This is a genomic window from Arthrobacter sp. ISL-48 (genome assembly GCF_018613805.1).
Lineage (GTDB): Bacteria > Actinomycetota > Actinomycetes > Actinomycetales > Micrococcaceae > Arthrobacter.
The window spans coordinates 26,031-47,653 of record NZ_JAGGPL010000008.1 but is presented as its reverse complement, the minus strand read 5'-3'; the positions used below and the strand labels follow the sequence as shown (position 1 = coordinate 47,653).

Sequence of the window (21,623 nt, the reverse complement as noted above, 5' to 3'; positions counted from 1 at the left end):
CCACAAAGCTAGTCTGATTCGCGGGCTATGTCATGACGGGGTGCGGGCCGCTGCAACAGCTGCAGTGCCGGTAGAGTTCTAATAGCAGCAACGGGCGAGGAAAGTCGAGGAGATACGGGTGGCGCATTTCGTGATCATGGGATGTGGCAGGGTAGGGGCGACGCTGGCACACACGCTGGAGGACGCCGGCCACTCTGTAGCCATTATCGACCAGGACGACCGCGCTTTCCGCAGGCTTCGCCAGGGCTTCACCGGGCGGAAGGTCACAGGAGTCGGCTTTGACCGCGACACCCTGATGCAGGCCGGCGTCGCGGATGCGTACGCCTTCGCGGCCGTTTCCAGTGGTGACAACTCCAATATCCTGGCCACCCGCGTGGCACGGGAGACCTTCCATGTCCCCCATGTCGTTGCCAGAATCTATGATCCCGGCCGGGCCGAGATCTACCAGCGCCTCGGAATCCCCACCGTCGCCGCCGTCCGGTGGAGCGCCGACCAGGTCCTGCGCCGCATTCTTCCCGAGCAGCACCTCGCCGGCGATTTCCGTGAACCTTCGGGCCGCCTCGTGCTCGCCGAGCTGGAGCTCGACGCCGGCTGGATCGGTCACCGAATCAGCGAGATCGAAAAAGCCGCGGACGTCCGGGTGGCGTATCTCACGCGCTTCGGCGAAGGTGTGCTTCCCGAAGCCGGAACCGCTTTTCAGGACGGCGACACCGTGCACGCCATGCTGCAGGTGGACCGCAGTTCCCAGGTCAGCCAGGTCCTGGCCAAAGCCCCCGCCAAGGAGTCGCAGTGAAAGTTGTTATCGTCGGCGCCGGCAGCGTCGGGTCATCGATCGCCAGGGAGCTGCTGGCCCACAAACATGAAATCCTGCTCATTGACCTAAAACCGGAGGTCATCGGCCGCAGCGGACTGCGGGGCGCGCACTGGCTGGTGGGCGATGCCTGCGAACTCAGCACGCTGCAGGGCGCCAAGGTGGAAGACGCCGACGTCGTGGTTTCGGCAACTGGCGACGACAAGGTGAACCTGGTGGTCTCCCTCCTGGCCAAGACCGAATTCGGCGTGGGCCGCACGGTGGGCCGGGTCAACAACCCCAAAAACGACTGGATGTTCAACGATTCCTGGGGCGTGGACGTTGCGGTCAATACGCCGCAGCTCATGACCGCCCTGGTGGAGGAAGCCGTGGAGATCGGCGACCTCGTGCGGCTGCTCACGCTTCAGACCGGGGTGTCCTCGATCGTGGAGTTCACCGTCCCGCATGACTCCCATGCCATCGGCCTGACCGTCGGTGAGATCCGTTGGCCCGAGGACTCCACGCTTGTTGCCATCCTCCGTGACCACGCCCCCATTACCCCCAGCCGCGATGATGTGATCGACGGCGGGGACGAGCTGTTCTTCGTCACCACCATCGCGGCCGAGGATGAACTCCGCGCCCTGCTCTCTCCGGAGTCTGGGGAGACCCCGGACCAAGCCGGCGAGCACTCCGACGGCCTACAGCCCGTTGAGGCTCAGGTCGCGGAAGGTGACGGATTCGACGGCTGAGCTCCATCTTCGACCGGAGCCGGCCGGGTGACGAGCCAGGCAATCCAGATGCCAAGGATGTACAGCGGAGCTCCCATGATGAGCCGCATGGTGGCCAGCGCCGCCAGCCCGTCCCCGCCCATCAGGTACAGGGGAACCTGGACCACGAGGCGGAGCACCAGGACCGCGACGATAATCCACGTGCCAAGGCGGTATGCCTTCACACGGGCAGGATCCTTGCGCCACTCGATGCCTTCGTTGCGGATGAAGCCGAACAGCAGCCCGGCCACTGGCCATTTGACCAAGATCGAGATGGCCATGGCGAGGATGTACGCAGCGTTGGTGATGAACCCTGGCAGATAGAAATCCTCTGCTTTTCCCGTCGTGTTTGCGAGCCAGGCCGAGATGCCCACGCCCACAACCCCGGCGAGGGCCTGCGTCAGCGGGCGCCGTTGCACCAGGCGCACTACCGTGAACACCACGGCCGACGCCAGGGCCGCAACGAGCGACGGTGTCAGGTCCCGGGTGAGAGTGAAGGCGATCAGGAAAACCAGGCCGGGGAGGACGCTTTCGGCAATCCCCTGGATGCCGCCGGCGCTACGGAGCACATCGACCCGGCCGTCGTGGGTGCGGTGAAGCCCGGCCTTCGCCGCGTATCCTTCAGCGAGTCCCGCGATGGTGGAAGGCTCGGGCTCCGGCCGGGGTGGCCTGGCGGACGGCTCGGGCTGCTGGGGCGAGGTCATTGCTTCTCCTGGCTGGACAGTATCTCGTAGCGGGGATTGAACATGGTGGTAAGGCCCTGGCTGTGGGTGACCATACCCTCCAGCCGGACTTCAGTTCCGGCGTCGACGCCCGGCACGCGGCGGCGCCCCAGCCAGACAACGCGCAGCCGGCTGCGCCGCCCGGTGGGGGCCCGAAGGGCTGGCCGCGGGTCTTCCAGGTCCGTCACGATGGCGGTAAAGGCTGCCGTCTGGTCTGCTGGCATGTAGGTGACCGATTCGATCTGCCCGTGGCATACAACGCGGCCCTTTTCCGGGAGGAGGCTGACCGGAAGGCCAGACCCATCGGACGGAGCAAGGCCGCCATGGAGTGAATCAGCCAATCTGGGTGATCTCCGGGCCGCGCTCGGGCTCCTGGAAATCAGGGGTGCCTGCAGGCGGAGTAACGGTGGCGTCCTTGGGGAGGCGAAGCTGCAGCAGATCTCGTGGCGGCATCGGGCTGTCGCCCCGGAGCACCACAATCTGGCGGAAAAGCGACTCCAGCGGAGCGGCGGCCTCACGGTCCATCGCCGCGGCACCGCCCAGGACTCCACGCAGGAACCAGCGCGGGCCGTCTACTCCGATGAATCGGGCCACCCGGTAGCCCTGGCTTCCGTCCGCGGCTCCGGCAGGTAGTTTGGCGATGAGTTCGGGCCCGAAACCGCCCTGGACTTCTTCGACCTGGCCGCCCTGGCTGCCCACGGACTGTCCGATCTGCTCCCTGATCTCGTCCCACAGACCTTCGGACTTGGGTGCGGCGAAGGCCTGCAGTTGCAGGCTCGAGCCGTCCAGATCCATCGTCACGGCCACTACACGCTGGGTGGCTTCCTCAACTTCAAGCCTCAACTGGAGTCCCTCGCTTGGGGCGACCAGCAGCGCGCCAAGATCCACGTAACCGTCACGGCTGGAGATTTCGGAGACATCAAAAGGCCCTGAAGCGCGGGGCCCGGTGGCGTCCGCCGCGCTCTCCCCCGAATCTGTCAGGTCCTCGGACGCCTCGGAATCATCCGCTCCGGCAACGTGATCTTTCCTGGCTTTCCTGCCGAGCCCAAAAACCATGGGGGGTCGTCTCCTTAGTAGTGAATATGCCTGGCCGGTCCGGGGGTCCCGCCATAAAGTCTTCATCGCCGCCCCGGACACGCCCGCCTCGGCCGTGGGTTCAGGGATTCGGGGCTGCGAATCCGCCGGTGGAGCCGAATCCGCCCGCACCGCGTACCGATCCGCTCAATTCGTTGACGGGAACAAACTGGGCGTACTCCACCCGCTGGATCACCATCTGTGCAATTCTATCGCCGCGGCGCAGCTCGATGGCATGACGGACGTCGGTATTCAGCAGGGTCACCGAAATCTCCCCGCGATATCCGGCGTCCACCGTCCCGGGTGCATTGACAATGGTCAGCCCGTGCTTGGTGGCAAGTCCTGAACGCGGGTGGATCAGCGCAACGTAGCCGTCCGGCAAGGCGATGGCCACCCCGGTGGGAACCAGCTTCCGCTCTCCGGGCTGCAGCACCACATCCTCACGCGCCCGCAGGTCCGCGCCCGCGTCTCCGGGGTGGGCGTAGGACGGCGCCTCCAGCCCCGCATCCAGCATTTTCAGCTGTACCTGCAGGGTCGGCGCGCCGTGGGCTGCGCCTTCGCCGGGTGCGGCGGCCGGCTCGTCGGCTGGCAGCGTCCCGTCAAGAGCAGTTTCAACAGTGGCAAGTTCATCAGTCACAGTCACTCACTCTAACGTCCGCCAACAAATCCGGGCTAGCTTCGCCTTCCCTGGCCCAAGATGAAATAGCCACCGAAAGGTGGAAAGCTGGGGACATGCCCGAATCAAGCTCCACTGCACCTGTTCCCGAGACTCCTTCCGCCGTTACCACGGTGATTTTCAGGGAAAGGCTGTGGCCCAACGTTGGTGTCTGGGTGATCGCAGCGGGAATCGCCGGTGCCGGGATCCTGGTGTTCGCACCGATCAGCATGCCCGCGGGGTATACGGCTGCCGGGGTACTATTCGCGGTCATGGCGGTTCTGCTGGTGCTCTCCACGCCCACCATCATTGTCACCGCGGATTCGCTCACAGTAGGCCGGGCCACCATCGAGCGGAGGTTTATCGGTGCCGTGCAGCCGTTCCGGGGGAAGGAGGCAACCGCGGAACGCGGGACCCGGCTGAACGGGCTCGCCTACCTTTGCATCAGGGGCTGGATCGATCCCGTCGTCAGGATCGAGATCACCGATCCGTCCGACCGGACTCCCTATTGGCTGGCGTCCTCACGTCGGCCCGAAGAACTGGCAGCCGCCCTGTCCTCCAGCTAGGCCTGATCAGCCCTCGCATTCCTCGCAGTAGAACCGTCCGTCTTTTTCGCGTGCTATCTGCGAACGGTGCCGGACCAGGAAGCACGACGAGCAAGTGAATTCATCCGCCTGCGGCGGGACAACCAGGACGAGGAGTTCCTCACCCGACAGATCCGCTCCAGGAAGTTCGAACCCTGCAGCGAGATCGCTCTCGTCTTCTTCTACCACGGCGGTGGGTTTGTCCGACCGCCGTGACTTCAGCTCCTCCAGCGAATCCTCGTTGAGGTCTTCTTCGGACTTTCTCGGCGCATCGTAGTCGGTGGCCATCTCCCTTAACCTCGCTCCTGTCCGCTGTCCGCTTGTATCACCCTTGATAACGCCCGGCACATAGCGTTGGTGCCCCTGTGGGGCACATCTTTCCGCAAGCCGGAGGCAAAAACCAGAGCCCGGCGCCGCTATCCTCCGCCACAGCCTGGCAAACCCGGCCAAGCCCCGCCCCTGGCCCGAAAGGCCCCGGAATATCGCGGCGCGCCCTTGCTCCTAACCGAAAAATGAGCCGCCGGGTGGCAGAGTTTCGATTGATAGTAATGCCAGGGTGGAGGATTTGTATGCAGGATCTACGGCTTGTAGGCGTGCACGACGACGGAGAGCATCTCCTGTTGAGCGGTGCCGGCGGCGAGATGTTCCGGCTGCCGATCGACGAAGCACTTCGGGCGGCGAGCCGGCCTTCGGCGAAGAGTGCGGCCGGGACCGCTCCCATTCCCATGTCCCCAAGAGACATTCAGGCGAGGATCCGAAGCGGTGCTACCGCGGCGGACGTGGCTGAGCTTTCCGGGCTGCCCCTTGGAAAGGTAGAACGCTACGAGGGTCCGGTCCTCGCCGAACGCGAGTACGTTGCGCAGCAGGCTCGCAAAGTGGAGGTCGCTTCACCATCGCCTGGCCATGACATGTACCGCTCGGTCTTTGGCGACAACCCGGCATCGCTGAACGACATGGTGGCCCACCGGCTTTCGGCGCACGGCATTGAACCCTCTTCCGTCGAGTGGGATTCCTGGCGCCGCCCGGATGGCAGCTGGACAGTCGCCGCCAGTTTCGAGCCGAAGAACGATGGCACGTCCGGCATCGGCGAGGAACCGCCGGCCCTCTGGACGTTCAGCCCCGCACGCAAGTCGTTGCAGAACGCCAACCGCTGGGCACAGCAGCTTAGCGAGTTGGAGCCTTTGGAGGGCCCCGTGCCTGCGCGCCGCCTGGCGGCTGTGTCGGACCGGCCCTTCGACTTCGAAACGGATGCTGACGCGGCAGCTGCCCGCAACGCTGGCGGACCCCACGGCGCTCCCCACCCCGGCAAGGACTCCGACGGTCTCCTTGACATGCTCCGTGCCCGCCGCGGACAGCGGCTCGGCGTTGACGAAGACGCCGATGACGCCCTTGCCCTCCTGTTGACTCACGGCGTCCCGGCAGCACATCCCAGGCCGTCGGAAGTTCCTCCGGAATCCGAACCCCGCCAGGATGCATCTGCCGCCCCGGCAGGCTCGCCCGGACCCCGCCAGGATGCAAATGCCGCCCCGGCAGATCCGCTCACCCGCAAGCGCGAGGGCAGGCCGTCCATGCTGTCACGGCTGAGCCTCACGCCGCCGCACCGGGGATCCGGGGATGACATGCTGAAACTGCACGACGGCGTCAGTACCGAAACCCGGGAGATCACCATTGCGGCGTCCCCGCTTCGCCCGGGCGCCCCCGCAGCACCGCTTGGGGACGCCGCCTCTTCGAATGACACTGCCACTGCGAAAGACGCGGCCCGCAAGGACGCCGGGGATGCGCCGCCAAGTGTGGGCCTTGACGAGCTGCTGGGGGGCGGCGGCCAGAGGCGCGCGGCCCGGCCGGTGGGTCCTGAAGACACTTCCTCCGGCCCAGGTCACGAGCGGGACACCGATGTTCCGGAGCGGCAGCCCTCCAGGCCGAAGCGCTCAAGCATTCCCTCCTGGGATGAGATCGTCTTCGGAACCAGGGGCGACTGAACCTAGCCGGAGGTTCCGCCGGAGCCCCGCCATAGGCAGGCATCCACCTCAAAAGGCAGGAGCTGGTCCTGCTGGGCCATGATGTTGGCGCCGTGCGCGGTGACACGACGCATGTAGTGTCGTCGGCAGAGGGTCTCGTATCCCACCACCGGCGCGTGCCCCTCGCCTCCGGCGGCTGCCTGGTCGCCTGCCATGTCCACGTCTCCGACCACCACCTGGGCGCCTTCCATGACCATCACGCCGTCGACGGTGCGGGCGTTCTGCGTGGCCCGGCGCCCGCACCAGCACAACGCTTCGACCTGGAGCACCTGGACGCGGTCGGCAAGCTCGATCAGCCGCTGGGAGCCGGGAAAGAGCCGTGTCCTGAAGTCCGCAGTGATGCCAAAAGCGAAAACGTCGACGTCGATCTCGTCCACCACCCTGGCCAACTGCTCCACCTGTACAGGCGAATAGAACTGGGCTTCATCGCAGATCAGGTAATCCACCCGCTGGCCCCGGGTGCGCCGGTTGACCACTTCATCCCAGAAATCCGTGCCGTCCATAACTTCCACGGCGTCCGTTTCCAGGCCCAGCCGGCTCGATATCCTGGAGCCGCCCGCGCGGTCGTTGCGGCTGAACCGCACGCCGCCCCGGCCCCGGGCGCGGTGGTTGTGGTCCATCTGCAGTGCCAGCGTGGACTTTCCGCAGTCCATGGTTCCGGAGAAGAACACCAGCTCAGCCACGGCCGGTCTTCCTGCCTTCTGCCCGGAAGCACAGCAGCGGTACTTCGCGTTCCGCTTTCGTCAGTGAGCCGTGCTGGCCCACTACCTCCATGGCGGCCGGACGGACGCGGCGGGTGTCATACAGTGCCAGGGCGTCCCTCGCCGCGATCATGACGTCGCCGATGCGGGGCCCGACGGCGGGGCGCAGCGGCCCGAAGAGCCCTCCGGCCAGGGCCTCCTCCCTGGTAAACGCCCAGACCCTTTCGCCGAAACGGGCACGCCACGCGTCCAGCAGGCGTTCACGCCCTGAGGGATCCGCCGGGTCCTCAAGGTAGAGATGGACCATCCGGGGCTCACCCGCGGTGTGCCGCACACCGTCGATGAGCGCAGGATCCGCCGCGTAGTCAATTCTCTGCTGCTCAGGAACGTCAAGCATTCCGTGGTCCGCGGTGAGCAGCACGACGGTTCCGGCTGGAAGCGAGGCGTTGAGCCGCTTGACCGTGGCGTCGAGTTCCTCAAGCTGGTGTTCCCACTGTTCCGACTGGCAGCCGTAGCGGTGGCCTGCCTTGTCCAGCTCGTTGACATAGAAGTACATCAGCGACGGCACATTGGCGGCCATGGCTTCGGCAGCGGCGGCGGTGCGGGCATGGGCTGATGTGGCGGAGATAAAGCGGCCGCCGCGAAGCGCCGCCTGGGTCATGGGCGAGTTGCCGAACTGCGGGAGGCTGATGGTGGTGACGTCAACCCATGCAGCAGCCCGTTCGAGCACCGTCGGAAAGGGCTGCCACGCCAACGGATCCACGGCGGCATCCCAGTTGCCCAGCATGTTGACAACTTTGTCCTGGTCCGGGTCCAGGACGTCGTAGCCCACCAGGCCGTGCTGGCCCGGCACCAGCCCCGTGCCGAAGCTTGCCAGCGCTGCCGCCGTGGTGGAGGGAAACGTGGAGTCCAGCCACACAGGGACCTCACCCTGCCCGGCCTGCATCACTGAGCGCAGGAACGGCGTGTGGGCCGACTTCTGCTTCAGCAGGCTCCGGCCCAGGCCGTCCGCCACGACCACGCAGACACGCGAGGCCGTGGGAAGGCCCAGGGTATTCCTAAACCCCTCGATTCCCAGGCTTGCTGCCGCACTGGTCAGCACTTCGGCGATGGACCGCTGGCCGAAGGCAGGTGCCGGCGGCAGGTTCGGCGTCAGGGTGTTCCCTTCAGGTGGCAGAGCAGTGACTGTTGCTTTCCCATGCTCAGGCATTTCAGCGCTGCTGGTGTCCGCGGCTGAGGCGGTTTCCGAAGACCCCCGCCCGGGGACGGGGCTGGAGCGCCTGCCTCGCGTGCAGCGCGGGGGCGGTTGATCCGGTGTTCACCGCACGGAGGGCGCGGGCGAAGAGTTTGGCGTCCTGGACTGCCTGGAGGCCGTCTGCCTCGGCGCTGATCCGCAGGACGATGTCCTCCTGGGCAATGGTGCCGCTGTAGCCGTGGTCCGCCTCGCACTGCGGATCGCCACAGCTGGCCGGCCCCATGTCCAGCCTTTGGCCGCCAGACCAGGCGATGGCGAGGGTGAGCTCCCGTACGGGGTCGGAGGGCTTGTAGTTCTGCGGCTGGGCGTACATGTAGCTCAGCACGACGGAGCGGATCTGTGCTACGGGGACTGACTCGGTGGAAATCTGGGCGACGATTTGTTCACCGGCCTCATCCAGCTGCTGGTCGTCCACGTGGGTGATCACCAGCATGTCCGAGGTAAGGACCAGAACCGTAATGTGGCGGCGTACTTCGGCGCGGTCGAAGTGCGTTTCCAGGTGCACGAGGTGTGCCACGCAGTCGCGGCCGTCCAGCGCATCGTCAACGACGTCGGCCACAAGCCGCGGGTAGAAGCCTGCCTGCTGCAGCGCGCCCTCAAGGCTCTGGCCCTGCGCGCTGTGGCTGTGTGAGCTGTGCTGGCGGACTGCCTGGTTGTCATTGCCGGGCGTGGGGGGCACCGGCGTGGAAGGCTGTGAGCTCATTGCCCCATTTTCACAGATCGGCCCGCGACTTGCTAACCGCGGCTAGCCCAGCATGGCCCGGCGGGCACTGTCGGTGCGCTGGGCGGCGTTCCCGATCCGGACGTCAGCCGCGAGGATGGCCACGCCTTGGGTTCCGCACAGCACGGGATTGAATTCCACCAACGCTATCTCCGGGTGGTTGTCCTTCATCCATGCCAGCCTGGCGGCGAGCTCCTCCAGCGCGGCAACGTCCACCGCAGGCAGGCCCTGGTAGCCGAAGAGCTTGCCGGCCGCCCGGGGCGCGCGGATGAAGTCCTTGACGTCGGCGGCGGACAGCGGCGGCACGCGGTGCGCCCAGTCGTCCAGCAGGTTGACGGCGTCCCCGGCCAGCCCGAATGAGACCACCGGCCCAAGAAGAGGGTCCTCAATGGCACGGAAGGTGCAGGCCTGTCCCACGGGAGCCATGGACTGTACCTCCAGGGAAGGCGAACTGTAGGGCGACAGCGCCCGCCGCATCTGGACGATGTTCTGGCGGAGGGACTCAGGGTCCTCGATGTCCAGTCGCACTCCTCCCAGGTCAAGGCGGTGGCGGAGGGAGGGGTCAGTCGTTTTCAGGGCCACCGGCCAGCCCAGCCTGTCTGCGGCCTCAACCGCCTGCTCCGCAGTCTGGAAGCCCACGCAGGGCAGCACATCGATGCCGTAGTGCCTCAACAGCGCAGCGGCAGCGTCCGGATCCAGCTGTCCGAGTTGCTCCCCGTGGACGTCGCGGACCAGGACGTCAAGCTGGGCCCGCGCGCTTTCGGGGTCGCAGCCGGAGGGTTCCACAAAATGCCCTTGGTCCCTGGACAGCCACTCGGAATACCTCACTGCCGCCGCGAGCGCGGCAACCGCTGCTCCGGCGTTGGAGAAACAGGGAACGGAGTGGACGTCGCCGACCATACCCTCCACATACACTGACGGGTCCAGGATGCCGGTGAAGGCGGCCACCACAGGTTTCCCGGCCTCCACCGAACACTCGGCCAGGACTTCCGCGATATTCTCCACGGTGAGGCCCCTGGCCGGAAGCAGTGCCGCCACCACGGCGTGGACGGTGTCTGAGGCCAGCGCGGACTGGAGGCTGAGGCGTAGCGCCGGCAGCGCGAGTGACATTCCGGCGTCGAGATCCACGCTGGTGACAATCCGCTCAACACCCAGGCCGTGCGCGGAGGCGCTGTCCGCCACCACTTTGCCCAGAGCCTGGGAATTGCTGAAGACCGCCAGGTCCGGGCCCGCAGGCAAGGGCTGGCCAGACACGATCTGGGCCACGTCCACAAGCTGTTCGATGGTTTCCACCCGAATCACGCCGGACTGGCGCATCATGGCGTCCAGCGCGCCGGCAGGCGCCTGGGTGGTGCGGACAACGTGGCCGGGCGGCAGCCGCAGCCCCATCGACTCTGACTTGGCCACGATCACCGGCTTCGTGCGGGCCAGCCGCCGGGCGAGGCGCGAAAACTTGCGCGGGTTGCCGATGGACTCCAGGTAGAGCCCCACGGCGGCGGTATCGGCGTCGTCCTCCCAGAACTGCATCATGTCGTTGCCAGACACATCGGCCCTGTTGCCAGCCGAGAGGAAGGTGGACAGGCCCATCCTGCGGCGGCTCGACGCGGCGTAGAGGGAAACTCCGATCGCCGCCGACTGGCTGAACAGACCGAGGCCGCCGCGGCGCGGCAGCGTGGGCGCCATTGAGGCGTTCAGTGACACCTCGGGATGGGTGTTGACAATCCCGAGCGACGCGGGACCGATGACCCGCATGCCGTTGGCACGCGCCTTCCGGACCAGGTCCCGCTGGCGCGCGAGCCCGCGTTCGCCGTCGTCAGCGAAGCCGGCGGAGGCAATCACCATGCCCTTCACTCCCGCGGCGGCGCAGTCGTCCACCACGGCGGAGACTTCCTCGTAGGGGACGGCAACGACCGCGAGCTGAACCGGATCGGGGACCTCGGAGAGCCGGGCAAAGGACATCATCCCGGCGAGCTCCAGGGCCTCCGGATTGATGGCATAGACGGGACCGGGAAAGCCGCCTTCGATAATGTGCTCCAGCAGCTGGTGGCCCACGGTCCCCCATTTGCGGCTGGCACCGATGACAGCCACGGACGACGGCGCCAGCAGGTCACGCACGCTCCTCGCCTCGGCCCGGTGCTCGCGCGATTCCATGACGGCCCGGGACTTCTCGGTGGGGTCGATGGCGAATTCCAGGCTGACGACGCCGTCGTCGAAATGGCGTTTGACATCGTAGCCTGCGTCGGAGAACACGATCAGCATCTTGCGGTTTTCCGGCAGCACCTCGGCGCTGAACCGGCGGATGCCGTTTTCGTGGGCGGCTGCGGCAAGATGTTCCAGGAGGATTGATCCGATGCCCCTGCCCTGATGTGCGTCGGCGATGTTGAAGGCGACCTCGGCCTCGGTGGGGTCATCGAGCCTGTCGTAGCGGCCGATGCCCATGATTTCGCCGCCGATGGTGATCACGAAAGCCACCCGGTCCTTGTAATCCACTTCGGTGAAGCGCTTGAGTTCCTTGCTGGACAGCCTGGCTTTGAACGCAAAGAAGCGCATGTAGATTGAGTTCTGCGACTGTCCTATATGGAAGGCTTGGACGGCGTCGGCATCCGCAGGCTGGATGGGCCTCAGGTGGGCGGTTCCGCCGTCCCTCAGGACGACATCGGCCTCCCAATATTCCGGATATACGCTGTCCCCAGATACGCTGTCCCCGGGCTGATCCACCATAGGCTTAGCCTAGTCAAAAATACCCGCAGCACACCCCCAGCGCTGACACCAGTACCCCAGAAGGATTTACCAGCCCTATGGCCCGCCGCCAAAGTCCAGCCCCCGCAGTGGATTCCAGCCCGGATTACACCGAGAACATCGTGGATATCGACGTCACTTCCGAAATGGAAGGCTCCTTCCTGGAGTACGCATACTCCGTGATCTATTCCAGGGCGTTGCCCGACGCCCGGGACGGGCTCAAACCGGTCCAGCGACGGATCCTCTACATGATGAGCGAGATGGGCCTGCGCCCGGACCGCGGCCATGTCAAAAGCGCCCGTGTGGTGGGCGAGGTCATGGGCAAGCTCCACCCTCACGGAGACACGGCCATCTACGACGCCCTGGTCCGCATGGCGCAGGACTTTTCGCTGCGGCTGCCGCTGATCGACGGCCACGGCAACTTCGGATCGCTCGACGACGGCCCGGCAGCCCCGCGGTATACGGAGGCACGCCTCGCGGCGGCCGCGCTCACGCTCACGGACCACCTTGACGAAGACGTGGTGGACTTTGTCCCCAACTACGACAACCAGCTGACCCAGCCGGAGGTGCTCCCGGCAGCCTTCCCCAATCTGCTGGTCAACGGGGCCACGGGCATCGCCGTCGGCATGGCCACCAACATGGCCCCGCACAACCTGGTGGAGGTCATTTCAGCTGCACGGCACCTGATTGCCCATCCGGACGCGACGCTGGATGACCTCATGCGGTTTGTTCCCGGTCCCGACCTGCCCACAGGCGGACGGATCGTGGGGCTGGACGGCATCCGCGATGCCTACGCCACCGGTCGCGGCTCGTTCAAGACCCGCGCCAAGGTGGAGATCGAGCAGCTCTCGGCCCGCCGCACCGGCCTGGTGGTCACGGAACTGCCGTACATGGTGGGGCCGGAAAAGGTGATCGAGAAAATCAAGGACGCCGTCAACGGCAAGAAGCTGACGGGCATCAGCGACATCGTTGACCTCACGGACCGCAAGCACGGCCTGCGGCTGGTCATCGAACTCAAGAACGGGTTCAACCCGAACGCCGTACTCCAGCAGCTCTACCGCTATTCGCCCATGGAAGACTCCTTCGGCATCAACAATGTGACACTGGTGGACGGGCAGCCCCAGACCCTGGGGCTGGTGGAGCTGCTCTCCGTGTACGTGGGCCACCGGATCGACGTGGTGCGCCGCCGGACGGCGTTCCGGCTGGGCAAGAAGAAGGACCGCCTGCACCTCGTGGAGGGCCTCCTCATTGCCATCGTGGACATTGACGAGGTCATCCAGATCATCCGCTCCTCCGATGAGGCCGCGGCCGCCCGGGTCCGGCTGATGTCCATCTACGATCTCTCCGAAATCCAGGCGAACTACATCCTGGAACTCCGCCTCCGCCAGCTGACCAAGTACTCGCGGATCGAGCTGGAGAAGGAGCAGGATGAGCTGCGCCGCGAAATCGCGGAGCTGGAGTCCATCCTTGGTTCCGAGGAGCGGCTGCGGGAGCTCGTGTCCAGTGAGCTCAGCGAGATTGCCGAAAAGTACGGCACCCCCCGGCGTACCGTACTCCTCGAATCGGAAGCCGTCTCCCCCACAGTGGCCGCTGCGCTCGCAGCTTCCAACGGCAAGGGAAAGGCTGCGCCGCTTGCTTTGGAGATCGCCGACGATCCCTGCTGGGCGATCCTGACGGCGTCCGGCCAGATCGCGCGCACGTCCAACCAGGAGCCCCTTGCCGAATCCGGTCCCCGCTCCAGGCACGACGTGTTCCTGTCTGCTGTCAGGACCACTGCGCGCGGGGAAATCGCCGGCGTCACGTCCCAAGGGCGCATGCTGCGCCTGCAGGTGATGGACATGCCGATGCTGCCCCCGATGTCCGGGCTGCCCAACCTTGCCGGCGGCGTCCAGGCCAAGGATTTCATCACGCTGCTAAAAGGCGAATCGCTCGTGGCATTTGCGCCGCTGGACGAGGTCCTGGCCATCGGGACCGCCCAGGGAGTGGTCAAGCGGGTGCAGCCCGACTATCCGCTGAACCGCGAGGACTGGGAAGTCATCGCACTCAAGGACAAGGACTCGGTGGTGGGCGTGGCCCCGGCCGGTTCCGAGGACGCGGAGCTGGTGTTCCTGACCCGGCAGGCACAGTTGCTGAGGTTCGGTGCCGCCCAGGTCCGGCCGCAGGGCAGGACAGCCGGCGGCATGGCAGGGATCAAGCTGTCCGCCGGTGACCAGGTGCTCTTCTTCAGCGCCCTCAAAGCGGAGGACGACGCCGCTGTGGTGGTCACCATCGCAGGCACCAATGGCGCGCTGCCGGGAACAGACCCGGGAACAGCGAAGGTGACAGCGTTCTCCGAATACCCGGCCAAGGGCCGAGCCACCGCAGGCGTCCGCGCCCACAGGTTCCTCAAGGGCGAGGACACACTGCTACTGGCGTGGGCAGGACATGGTCCGGCGAAAGCGTCATCGCTCGCCGGGGTTGCGCGCTCGCTGCCGCAGGAGCACGGCCGGCGCGACGGCTCCGGCATTCCGTTGTCCCAGCCCGTGGATGTGATCGGCCCTGCCATGGCGTGGCCGGATCAGGCCCAGCCGGATCCGGCCTAGACTGCTGCCATGCCTATCGTTCCTGATGAAAAAGACTGGACCTGGGTCCTTTCGCGGCCGTGCCCCGAGTGTTCGTTTGACTCCTCCACAGCAACCCCTGCGACGGTTGCGAGGACCGTGCAGAACATGCTGCCGCGGTGGCGGGCCGTCCTCCGGCGGCCTGACGTGGCCGAGCGTCCGGACGAGGACACATGGTCGGCCCTGGAGTACGCCTGCCACGTCCGGGACGTCTTCAGCCTCTTCGACCAGCGCCTAAACCTCATGCTGGACAGTGACGACGCCCGGTTTGAGAATTGGGACCAGGACCTGACAGCCGTCGAAAAGGACTATGCCAACGCTGACGCGGCCGTGGTCAGCGCCGAGCTGACCGCGGAAGGCATGCAGATCGCGGAGTCGTTTGCCGGTACCCGCGAGGCGGAGTGGGGAAGGAAGGGACTGCGGAGCAACGGGTCGGAATTCACCGTCCTGACGCTGGCACAGTATTTCCTGCACGACGTCGCCCACCACCTCCACGACGTAGACGGCTGAGCCGTAGACGGCTGAGCCGTGGACGGCTGAGACTGGACGGCTGAGCTTCAGCGCCCGGCCAGAGCGGCTTCCCGATGGTGCGAGGCTCCCGGAAGTTCGAGCAAAGCATCAGCGGGATGGATGTCAGCCGGATCGTGCGTGACCAGGACAACCGTGCGGCCTTGCAAGCCGGCGCGGAGGTCCGCCAGCATGGCGCGCCCTGCCTCGGCGTCCAGATGGGCGGTGGGCTCGTCGAGCAGGATCACCCCCGCACCGGTCATCAGGGTCCGGGCGACCGCCAGCCGTTGGCGTTCGCCGCCGCTGAGGAAAGATCCGCCCGGCCCGATCCGGGTGTCCAGCCCTGCCGGCAGCCGGGAAACCAGTCCGCTAAGTCCGACGGCGGCCAGGGCAGCTTCCAGCGCTGCGTCTGTCGCGCCTGTATTGGAGTTGGCGGCGTCAACCGCACCTGAATCAGCCGCAGCCTTCCCACGCATGGTGATGGCGGTGCCGGCCGCCGGGCGTCCCAGGAGGAGGTTGCCCCGGAGCGTCGAATCAAACAGGTGGGCCTCCTGAGGGCACCAGGCAGCGGTGCCCGTGACCCTGACACCGCCTTTGGATGCGGGCAGGAAGCCAAGCAGGACAGACAGCAGCGTGGATTTTCCGGCACCCGACGGGCCCGTGACGGCCAGCCAGCGGCCTGGGACGGCGGTGGCTGAGAGGCCAGAGAACACAGCTGCCCCGCCTGGCCAGGCCGCCTCAACGTTCGTCAGTTCAACGCCGGCGGCATCACCGGCCCGGGGTGGAACATTTTCCAGCCCGTCGCCCGGAGGATCAGCCGAACCGTTCCTGCCAGATCTTCCGTCTGCCAGCACTCCTGATTCCCCGATCCGGCGCAAAACGTTGCGGAGAGCCGGAAACTGGCGCACCGCCGTCGTCATGGCTGCATAGGGTTCAACGAGCGCCAACTGGAGCAGGACGATGACAGCGGCGGTGGCGGGCGGGAGGGCCCCGCCAAGCACCATCGGCGCAGCCAGCGCCGCGCTGGCCATGGCAGCTGCTCCGCAGGCTGCGGTGGTGATGGCCTGGCCAAGGCCTTCTGCCCATGCCGAACGTTGGGTTGCCCCGGTGGCTGCACGGTCCTGCTCGCGGAGCCCGGCAAGGACCGCGCCGGCGACCCCGTTCGCGTGCAGCTCAGCCCGGGCGTCGAGGGCCGCCGCCGTGCGGCGGAGGACGGCGGAGCGCAGGTTCTGTTCCGCGGTGGCGGACATCCTGTCACCCCACAGAGCGGCGGCCGGGGCCACGAGCAGGCTCACCGCCGCAGCTGCCGCAACGGCCGGAAAAGCCGCTGGAACCAGGTATTCCGTGGCGACAAGGGCCGCCATAGATACGGCCAGGGCTGTCAGCGGCGGCAGGACCACGCGCGGGAGCAGGTCCCGGACGGTGTCGACGTCGTCTATCACCGTGCCCAGGACGTTGCCACCCTGCAGGAGCCGCCGGAGCGACAGTGCCCTCCGGCTCAGTGCTTCCCAGAGCCGGCCGCGCAGCCTCGTGAGGGCGGCGAACACGGCATCGTGCAACAGGAGCCGTTCCCAGTAACGGAGGACCGCGCGTCCGATCCCGAAGAAGCGCACTCCGACGATGGCAGTGAGCAGGTAGAGGATGGGGGGCTGCTCGCTGGCCCTGATGATGAGCCAGCCGGACAGCCCGGACAGCGCGACGGCGAAAACGGCCGCCAGGGTCCCCACGACGGCGGCGCCAAAGAACCTCCCGGCCACTGGTGCCAGCAGCCCGGCCAGGAGCCGCAAAGTCGGGACGTGCCGCCGCTCCCCCTCCACCACCGGACCTTTCGTCGCCGCGTCCACGGTGCTTGGGCGCCCTGCCGCCGGGGGCAGGGTACCCGGGCTGGTACGTTGTGGAACGGCAGGCAACGGGGAGGGCGCCGTAGCACCCCGGGTAGAGACAGGGACCAGGTGGTCGGCCAACGCGCGGGTCTGGGCGTCATGGGCCACCAGGACGACCGTGACGCGTCCGCGGAGAGCCAGGATTGCCTGCTGCACATGCGCCGCGGATGCTGCGTCCAGGTGGGCCGTGGGTTCGTCGAGCAGGAGCACCGTTGCCCCGGCCCTGATGCGTGCAAGGCCACGCGCCAGCGCCACGCGGCGAAGCTCGCCGGGACTCAGTTCGGCCGGGTGCTTTCCCGCGAGATGGCCGGCAGCAGCTTCAGCCAGGCAAAGCAGTGCAACCGCTTCAGCACCCGCACCTGCTTCCTCTCTGGTTCTGGTGGCGCCAGCGTCGGTTCCCCCAGACTGTGTCCCCGCAGGCTCGGTTCCCCCAGACTGTGTCCCCGCAGCCAGATACAGCAGGACCTCATCCAATACCGTGTCCGCAACCATGACGGGATGCTGCGGCACCCAGGCGGTGGTGCCGCGGTTGAGGCCGGAGATCCTGCCGGTGACCGAGGTTCCGGCGCCGTCCCCCACTGTTCCGGCCAGCACCCCCAGGATGGTGCTCTTGCCGGCCCCGCTGGGACCATCGAGGGCTGTGATTTGGCCGCAGGGGGCGGTGAAGCCCAGCGGCCCGACGGCGGGGGCAGACCGCCCGGGGTAGGTGACCGTGAGATCCGTAACAGTCACTCCGGCTGGAGTCGGGGCGGAAAGGCGGCCACCGCCGTCGTACACCGCCGCACTGGCGGACGTCCCGGCCGCAGCGGGCAGCGCCCGCGGCTCCGGTGCGTCGGTAACCGCCCTGGCCTCGGCGAGCGCCGCGCGCCCGTCATCACTCGCATGGTGCGCGGTACCCAGTTCGCGGAGGGGAAGGTAGCAGTCCGGAGCGAGGATCAGGGCCAGGAGCCCGGCCTCCAGCGCCATGTCACCGTGCACCAGTCGGACACCGATGAACACAGCCACCACCGCCACGGAGATCGTGGCGATAAGCTCAAGTGCCAGCGCAGACAGGAACGCCGTCCTCAGCGTGCCCATGGTCTTGGACCTGTACTCCTCGGAGATCTCCTCCAGGGCCCTTCTCTGCGCCGTCGCACGGCCGAGGCCGACGAGGACAGGCAGTCCCTTGGCAAGCTCCAGCATGTGGGCGGACAGCCTTGCCAGGGTGGCCTGCGCCTCCCGGACGTTCTCCTCGGTGTAGCGGCCGATCAGCACCATGAACAGGGGCACCAGGGGAACCGTGAGGACGATGACCACGGCGCTGAGCCAGTCCGCGAACAGGATGCGGGCTCCGAGCAGCAGCGGAATGGCGGCGCAGTTCACCAGCGCGGGGAGGAACTGGGTGTAGTAGCTGTCCAGGGCGTCCAGGCCACGGGTGGCCAGTACTGCGAGCCCGCCATCCGCAGGACCGGCGCTGCGGACACCGTTCCGGAGGGCGTGGTCCAGCAGGCCGGACCGTAGTTCCTCCTTGATCCCCAGGGCTGCGTGGCGGGCCGCGATCCCCTGGGCCCAGACGGTGGCGGACCTCAGGAATACGCCGGCCAGTCCCCAGGGAAGCTGATCCTGCCAGGCGGGATCCGCCGTCGCCAGTCCTGCCAGCATGGACGCGACGGCCTGGCCCATCAGGACAAGCGATAAGGCCTTCAGCGCCGCCAGGAGGCCTAGCCAATAGACGGCTGAGCGGTCGGCAGGTCCGGCCGGGAAGTGTGGGCCCACGCCCGCTCAGCCCTTCAGGGTCAAGGCCTTGGCGGCAACGGCCGGGAGGAAACTGTGCGCCTCCGGGATGTGGGCGGCGCTGACGCGACGGCGGAACACCCAATACGTCCACGCCTGGTAGGCGATCACCAGGGGAAGTCCGACGGCGGCAACGATGCTCATCAGCCCGAGGGTGTAGTCCGAGGATGAGGCATTTGAAATGGTCAGGTCAAACTCGGGGCTGAGGGTAGAGGGCAGCACCACCGGGAACACCGCGCCGAATATGGCGGCGCTGCCGAGCACCAGGAATGCACCGAGCGCCACAAAGGCCCTGCCTTCAGAGCCCTTGCGGGCAAACACCCAGGCAGCCGCGGCTGCCGCGACGGCGAGGAGGACCGCTGCCCAGGTCCATGGTTTGCCGTCCAGGAACTGGATGGCAAGGGCCCAGGCAGCGATGGGGAGCAGCAGCACCGGAAGCAGCCGCACGAACCAGCGGCGGGCACGGTGGCGCACGTCGCCGTCGGTCTTCAGAGCCAGGAACGCCAGGGCGTGCAGCAGCGAGAAACCTGCCACGGCCAGTCCGCCGAGCACGGCATAGCCGCTGAACCAGGCGAACGGACCGCCTTCGCGGTCGCCGTTGGAGTTCAGCGGCAGCCCGGTGGTGGTGAGGGCCAGGGCAGCGCCGACTCCGAATGCCGTGAAGAAGGAGCCCAGTGCGATGGCCCAGTCCCAGCGGGCGCGCCAGCTCTCGCTATCCACCTTGCCGCGGTACTCGAAGGCCACCGCACGGAAGATCAGGGCCACGAGGACCATCAGGAGCGGGAGGTACAGGGAGGAAAACAGCGACGCGTACCAGAGCGGGAAGGCGGCAAAGGTTGCAGCGCCGGCGGTGATAAGCCACACTTCGTTGCCATCCCAGACGGGTCCTATGGTGTTGAGCAGCACTCTTCGCTCCGTATTGTCCCGGGCGAAGAGCTTCATCAGCATTCCGACACCGAGGTCAAAGCCTTCCAGGAAGAGGTATCCGGTCCACAGCACCGCTATGACGATGAACCAGATAGTGGGCAGCAGTTCCATTCTGAGTATCCTCTGCTCTTCTTAGTAGGCGAACGCCAGGACGTCGTCTGCTTGTTTTCCGGTGCCCGGTTCGTCCAGGTTAGGGGTCGCGTCCTCGTTTTCGTCGACGGGTAGGTGGGCCAGTTCCGGCATCGCCGAGACAACACCTCCGCGGATGTATCTGACCAGGAGCTTGACCTCCACCACCAGGAGAACCGCGTAGACAGATGTCAGCACAAGCAGCGAGGTCAGGATTTCACCGGCGGACACTCCCGGCGAGACGGCGGCTGCCGTGAACATGAACACCTGGTCGATGCCGTTCATATCCGGATTGGGTGCCACGACAAATGGCTGGCGCCCCATTTCCGTGAAGATCCAGCCGGCAGCATTGGCGCCGAACGGGGCCAGGATGCCGAAGACGGCGAGGCGCATCAGCCAGCGCGATTCCGGAACAGTTCCCTTCCGCGTCAGCCACAGGGCGATCAGGGCGGCAAGGGCTGCAAGTCCGCCGAAGCCGATCATCATGCGGAATCCCCAGTAGGTGACTTCCATGACCGGCACGTATTGGATCTCCTGGCCTGCACGGTCGCCATAGATCGGGTTGTCGGGCAGGTTCGTTCCGTAGTCCGCCTTGTACTGGGCCTGGAGGCTGTTCACGCCTTTCACCTCGGTGCTGAAATCGCCTTTGGCCAGGAATGACAGGATCCCCGGAACCTCGATCACCGCGACGACGTCATCACAGTTCCGCGAGCCTACGTTGCCGATGCTCAGCACCGAGAAGCCGGTGCCGTCGTGGCACGCGGCCTCCGCTGCGGCCATTTTCATAGGCTGTTGCTGGAACATCAGCTTCCCCTGCATGTCGCCGGTCATGGCGGTGCCTGCGAAGGAGATCATGGCAACGACGGCGCCGATCCGGAGGGAACGGATCCAGACTTTATGATCCGTCCGGTCACGGCCCGGAATGTCGGCCTCCCCGGCGATGACCTTGCCGTCCGCGCCAACGGTGTCGACGCCGTCGCGCCGCCGACGCCACAGGTGGTACCACGCGATGCCCAGGAGGAAACCGCCGGCCACTGCCAGCGCCCCGAACAACGTATGCGGAACGGCGACCAGGGCGGTGTTGTTGGTGAAGACGGCCCAGGCGTCGGTCATCACCGGGCGGCCGTTAACCATTTCCACCCCCACAGGATGCTGCATCCAGCTGTTGGCCACGATGATGAAGTAGGCAGAGAACAGGGATCCCACCACTGCGATCCACAGGCAGGCCAGGTGCACGGCGGGCTTGAGTTGCTTCCAGCCGAAGATCCACAGGCCAAGGAATGTCGACTCAATGAAGAAGGCAAGCAGTGCTTCAAGTGCCAGGGGTGCCCCGAAAACGTCGCCGACAAACCGGCTGTACTCGCTCCAGGCCATGCCGAACTGGAACTCCTGGACGATGCCGGTGGCCACGCCCATGATGAAGTTGATGAGGAACAGTTTGCCCCAGAACTTGGTCATCCTGAGATACTCCGGCTTGCCCGTCCGGTGCCAGACCGTCTGGATGACCGCCACCACCAAGCCAAGTCCGATGGTGAGCGGGACCATCATGAAGTGGTAGACGGTGGTGATGCCGAATTGCCAGCGTGCGATTTCCAAGGCGTCCAAGGCAGTCCCTACTGTTGGCGGTGCAACTTTTCTACGAACCGTAGAACTCTGACTTCTACCGAGTGTAGAACAAGGTGCGAGCACTGTAAACCAACAGTTCCACTCAAAAGGGGTCCCCACAAGGCCGCGGCGCGCCGATTGTTCTACCTGACGTAGAACCTGCGGCGGAAACG

18 protein-coding genes are annotated in these 21,623 nt (G+C 66.4%); 6 read left to right on the top strand and 12 right to left on the bottom strand.

Annotation, left to right across the window (positions count from 1 at the left end):
• The first annotated feature begins 118 nt into the window (after window positions 1-118).
• The gene (locus tag J7E83_RS10125) at window positions 119-793 is read left to right on the top strand and encodes a TrkA family potassium uptake protein (protein WP_214961670.1); all 675 of its coding nucleotides are present in this window, start codon (window positions 119-121) and stop codon (window positions 791-793) included.
• Window positions 790-1,539 (top strand): TrkA family potassium uptake protein, encoded by a 750-nt coding sequence (locus J7E83_RS10120; RefSeq protein WP_214961669.1) that lies wholly within the window; start codon window positions 790-792, stop codon window positions 1,537-1,539. Before J7E83_RS10125 ends, J7E83_RS10120 begins: the two co-directional genes overlap by 4 nt.
• Here J7E83_RS10120 and J7E83_RS10115 read toward each other — a convergent pair.
• From J7E83_RS10115 to dut, 4 genes are all read right to left on the bottom strand, one after another.
• Complete coding sequence (locus tag J7E83_RS10115) at window positions 1,506-2,261, bottom strand: DUF3159 domain-containing protein (RefSeq protein ID WP_214961667.1); 756 nt, start codon at window positions 2,259-2,261, stop codon at window positions 1,506-1,508. The two genes, J7E83_RS10120 and J7E83_RS10115, sit on opposite strands and share 34 nt — an antisense overlap.
• Window positions 2,258-2,620, bottom strand: a complete 363-nt coding sequence (locus J7E83_RS10110) for a hypothetical protein (RefSeq protein ID WP_214961665.1) — start codon at window positions 2,618-2,620, stop codon at window positions 2,258-2,260. Before J7E83_RS10110 ends, J7E83_RS10115 begins: the two co-directional genes overlap by 4 nt.
• Window positions 2,613-3,335 carry a DUF3710 domain-containing protein gene (locus J7E83_RS10105; protein ID WP_214961663.1) on the bottom strand — a complete coding sequence of 241 codons (723 nt, stop codon included), beginning with the start codon at window positions 3,333-3,335 and terminating at the stop codon, window positions 2,613-2,615. The genes J7E83_RS10110 and J7E83_RS10105 overlap by 8 nt, the downstream gene beginning before the upstream one ends.
• 100 nt (window positions 3,336-3,435) lie before the next feature.
• Entirely contained in the window at window positions 3,436-3,990 is a 555-nt protein-coding gene (dut, locus tag J7E83_RS10100) for a dUTP diphosphatase (RefSeq protein ID WP_396020528.1), read from the bottom strand.
• A gap of 95 nt (window positions 3,991-4,085) precedes the next feature.
• Between dut and J7E83_RS10095 the strand changes: the two genes are divergently transcribed.
• Window positions 4,086-4,574 carry a DUF3093 domain-containing protein gene (locus tag J7E83_RS10095; protein ID WP_214961662.1) on the top strand — a complete coding sequence of 163 codons (489 nt, stop codon included), beginning with the start codon at window positions 4,086-4,088 and terminating at the stop codon, window positions 4,572-4,574.
• 6 nt (window positions 4,575-4,580) lie between these two features.
• Here the strand turns inward: J7E83_RS10095 and J7E83_RS10090 are convergent, their stop codons facing one another.
• A complete protein-coding gene (locus J7E83_RS10090) occupies window positions 4,581-4,880 on the bottom strand; it encodes a DUF4193 domain-containing protein (protein WP_214961660.1) in 300 nt (99 codons plus the stop codon).
• A 281-nt stretch (window positions 4,881-5,161) separates the two neighbouring features.
• On the opposite strand from J7E83_RS10090, the gene sepH reads away from it, so the two are divergent.
• The gene (sepH, locus tag J7E83_RS10085) at window positions 5,162-6,571 is read left to right on the top strand and encodes a septation protein SepH (RefSeq protein ID WP_214961658.1); all 1,410 of its coding nucleotides are present in this window, start codon (window positions 5,162-5,164) and stop codon (window positions 6,569-6,571) included.
• Between the two features lie 2 nt (window positions 6,572-6,573).
• On the opposite strand, the gene J7E83_RS10080 is transcribed toward sepH, so the two are convergent.
• Genes J7E83_RS10080 through J7E83_RS10065 form a run of 4 tightly spaced genes read right to left on the bottom strand, consistent with a single transcriptional unit; the run spans window position 6,574 to window position 12,008 of the window.
• A complete protein-coding gene (locus J7E83_RS10080; RefSeq protein ID WP_214961657.1) occupies window positions 6,574-7,293 on the bottom strand; it encodes a thymidine kinase in 720 nt (239 codons plus the stop codon).
• Window positions 7,286-8,521: an alkaline phosphatase family protein gene (locus tag J7E83_RS10075; RefSeq protein WP_214961656.1), complete on the bottom strand. Its 1,236-nt coding sequence runs from the start codon at window positions 8,519-8,521 to the stop codon at window positions 7,286-7,288. Before J7E83_RS10075 ends, J7E83_RS10080 begins: the two co-directional genes overlap by 8 nt.
• 1 nt (window position 8,522) lies before the next feature.
• Entirely contained in the window at window positions 8,523-9,269 is a 747-nt protein-coding gene (locus tag J7E83_RS10070) for a DUF5998 family protein (protein WP_214961655.1), read from the bottom strand.
• A 42-nt stretch (window positions 9,270-9,311) separates the two neighbouring features.
• Window positions 9,312-12,008, bottom strand: coding sequence for a bifunctional GNAT family N-acetyltransferase/acetate--CoA ligase family protein (locus J7E83_RS10065; protein WP_214961654.1), 2,697 nt, complete (start codon window positions 12,006-12,008; stop codon window positions 9,312-9,314).
• A gap of 77 nt (window positions 12,009-12,085) precedes the next feature.
• Between J7E83_RS10065 and J7E83_RS10060 the strand changes: the two genes are divergently transcribed.
• Entirely contained in the window at window positions 12,086-14,608 is a 2,523-nt protein-coding gene (locus tag J7E83_RS10060) for a DNA topoisomerase (ATP-hydrolyzing) subunit A (RefSeq protein WP_214961653.1), read from the top strand.
• Between the two features lie 9 nt (window positions 14,609-14,617).
• Window positions 14,618-15,136, top strand: a complete 519-nt coding sequence (locus J7E83_RS10055) for a DinB family protein (RefSeq protein ID WP_214961651.1) — start codon at window positions 14,618-14,620, stop codon at window positions 15,134-15,136.
• A gap of 47 nt (window positions 15,137-15,183) precedes the next feature.
• Here J7E83_RS10055 and cydD read toward each other — a convergent pair whose 3' ends face one another.
• Genes cydD through J7E83_RS10040 form a run of 3 tightly spaced genes read right to left on the bottom strand, consistent with a single transcriptional unit; the run spans window position 15,184 to window position 21,450 of the window.
• A complete protein-coding gene (gene cydD / locus J7E83_RS10050) occupies window positions 15,184-18,771 on the bottom strand; it encodes a thiol reductant ABC exporter subunit CydD (RefSeq protein WP_214961648.1) in 3,588 nt (1,195 codons plus the stop codon).
• A 6-nt stretch (window positions 18,772-18,777) separates the two neighbouring features.
• On the bottom strand, window positions 18,778-19,827 hold the full coding sequence (cydB, locus tag J7E83_RS10045; protein ID WP_214961646.1) for a cytochrome d ubiquinol oxidase subunit II: 1,050 nt from the start codon (window positions 19,825-19,827) through the stop codon (window positions 18,778-18,780).
• 21 nt (window positions 19,828-19,848) lie between these two features.
• Window positions 19,849-21,450 (bottom strand): cytochrome ubiquinol oxidase subunit I, encoded by a 1,602-nt coding sequence (locus J7E83_RS10040; protein ID WP_214961644.1) that lies wholly within the window; start codon window positions 21,448-21,450, stop codon window positions 19,849-19,851.
• Window positions 21,451-21,623: the final 173 nt, after the last annotated feature.